Here is a 2,092-nt window from a genome sequence, read left to right on the forward strand (position 1 = left end):
CGCCCGACCCGGAGTTCCCGCTCCACCTGGTCGCCAACAACCCGGCCACCCGGCTGCACAGCCAGCTGGACCACGGCCCGCACAGCGCCGCCGCCAAGATCGACGGGCGCGAGCCGGTCCGCGTCCACCCGGACGACGCGGCCGCGCTCGGCCTGGCCGACGGCGAGGTGGTCAGGCTGCGCAGCGCCGTCGGCTCGTGCCTGGCCGCGGTCGTGCTGAGCGACGCACTGCGCCCGGGCGTCGTCCAACTCGCCACCGGCGCCTGGTTCGACCCCTCGGCGCCCGACGTCGCCACCTGCGTGCACGGCAACCCCAACGCCCTCACCACCGACGTCGGCACCTCCCGCCTCGCCCAGGGCTGCACCGGGCAGCACGCCCGCGTCGCCGTCGAGCGGCTGGCGGACCCGCCACCGCCGGTGCGGGCCCACGAGCCGCCGCCCACCGCGCCGCGCTGAGCGCGCGCCCCGGCACCGATGAGTTCGGTCCCCGCCCCCGGTCTACCCCTTCGACGGCCATGACCGACAGGCGCGAAGGAGCCCACCATGCCGGAGATCGCCACCCAGAAGATCAGCCCCTGCCTCTGGTACGACAACCAGGCCGAGGAGGCCGCCGAGTTCTACGTCTCGCTCTTCCCCGACTCCCGGGTGGTCGAGGTGACGCGGTACAACGAGGCCGGTCCGGGAGAGCCGGGCACCGTCCTCACGGTCACCTTCGAGCTGGCCGGCTCGCGGTTCGTCGCCCTCAACGGCGGCCCGCAGTTCACCTTCAACGAGGCGATCTCGCTCCAGGTCGACTGCGCCGACCAGGCCGAGGTCGACGAACTGTGGGCCCGGCTCACCGCCGGCGGCGGCGAGGAGGGGCCCTGCGGCTGGCTCAAGGACCGGTTCGGCCTGTCCTGGCAGATCGTGCCCCGGCGGCTGATGGAGCTGTTCACCTCCTCCGACACGGCGGCCGCCACCGCGGCCACCAAGGCGATGTACGGCATGAAGAAGCTGGACGTCGCTGCCCTGGAGGCGGCGTACCGGGCGGCCGCCGCGTCTTGACCGCGCCCCCGCCGCGACCTAGCGTTTCCCGAGAGCAGGTTAACTACCGTTCAGTCACTTAGGTGGGCGGGAAGCGCCACATGGAGAACGCACCGCCACCCGGCGCCGGCGGCCCGCTGGCCGGGGTGAGGATCGTGGAGCTGGCCGGCATCGGCCCCGGGCCGTTCGCCGCCATGCTGCTCGCCGACCTCGGCGCCGACGTGGTGCGCGTCGACCGGCCGGGCGGCGCCGGCCACGGCATCGACCCGACCCGCGACCTGACCAACCGCAACAAGCGGTCCGTCCTCGTCGACCTGAAGGCCCACGACGGGCCCGCCCGGGTCCTCGAACTGGCCGCCAGGGCCGACGTGTTGATCGAGGGCTTCCGGCCGGGCGTGGCCGAGCGGCTCGGCGTCGGCCCCGCCGTCTGCCTGGCCCGCAACCCGCGGCTGGTCTACGGCCGGATGACGGGCTGGGGCCAGGAGGGACCGCTGGCCGACCGCGCCGGCCACGACATCGGCTATCTCGCGGTCGCCGGCGTGCTCGGCATGACCGGCCCGCCCGGCGGCCCGCCGGCCCCGCCGGCCAACCTGCTCGGCGACTACGCCGGCGGCTCCCTCTACCTGGTGGTCGGCGTGCTCGCCGCCCTGCACCACGCCCGCGCCACCGGCGTCGGCCAGGTGGTGGACGCCGCCATCGTGGACGGCGCCGCCCACCTCACCACCATGATCCTCGGCCTGCTCGGCGCCGGCGCCTGGCAGGACCGACCCGGCGTCAACCTGCTGGACGGCGGCTGCCCCTTCTACGCCGTCTACCGCACCGCCGACGACCGCTGGATGGCCGTCGGCGCCCTCGAACCGCGGTTCTACGCCGAGTTCGCCGCCCGGCTCGGCCTGCCGCCCGACGCGCCCGACCGCGACGACCGCGCCCGCTGGCCCGAGCTGCGCCCCGGTCGGGCAGATGGGCGACGTGTTCTCCGGCGGCCAGTTGCTCACCGCCGCCATCGCCCTCTACTGCACCATGGCCGCGCTCCGCGGCAACGACCGCGGCCGCGACCGGCACCGGCACGC

The 2,092-nt window shown here is 75.4% G+C and carries 3 protein-coding genes; all 3 read left to right on the forward strand.

Translation table 11 applies throughout. The annotated features are described in order from the left end of the window. Positions 1–455 (forward strand): molybdopterin dinucleotide binding domain-containing protein (locus tag E1283_RS35580; RefSeq protein ID WP_279571323.1); only part of this gene is annotated, 455 nt, incomplete at its 5' end. A gap of 87 nt (positions 456–542) precedes the next feature. Then, positions 543–1,043 carry a VOC family protein gene (locus tag E1283_RS35585; protein ID WP_132822292.1) on the forward strand — a complete coding sequence of 167 codons (501 nt, stop codon included), beginning with the start codon at positions 543–545 and terminating at the stop codon, positions 1,041–1,043. 80 nt (positions 1,044–1,123) lie between these two features. Next, positions 1,124–2,092, forward strand: a 969-nt coding sequence (locus tag E1283_RS35590) for a CaiB/BaiF CoA transferase family protein (protein ID WP_132822293.1), incomplete at its 3' end; no start/stop codon positions are given.

The sequence above is a fragment of the Streptomyces hainanensis genome, assembly GCF_004348415.1.
Lineage (GTDB): Bacteria > Actinomycetota > Actinomycetes > Streptomycetales > Streptomycetaceae > Streptomyces > Streptomyces hainanensis.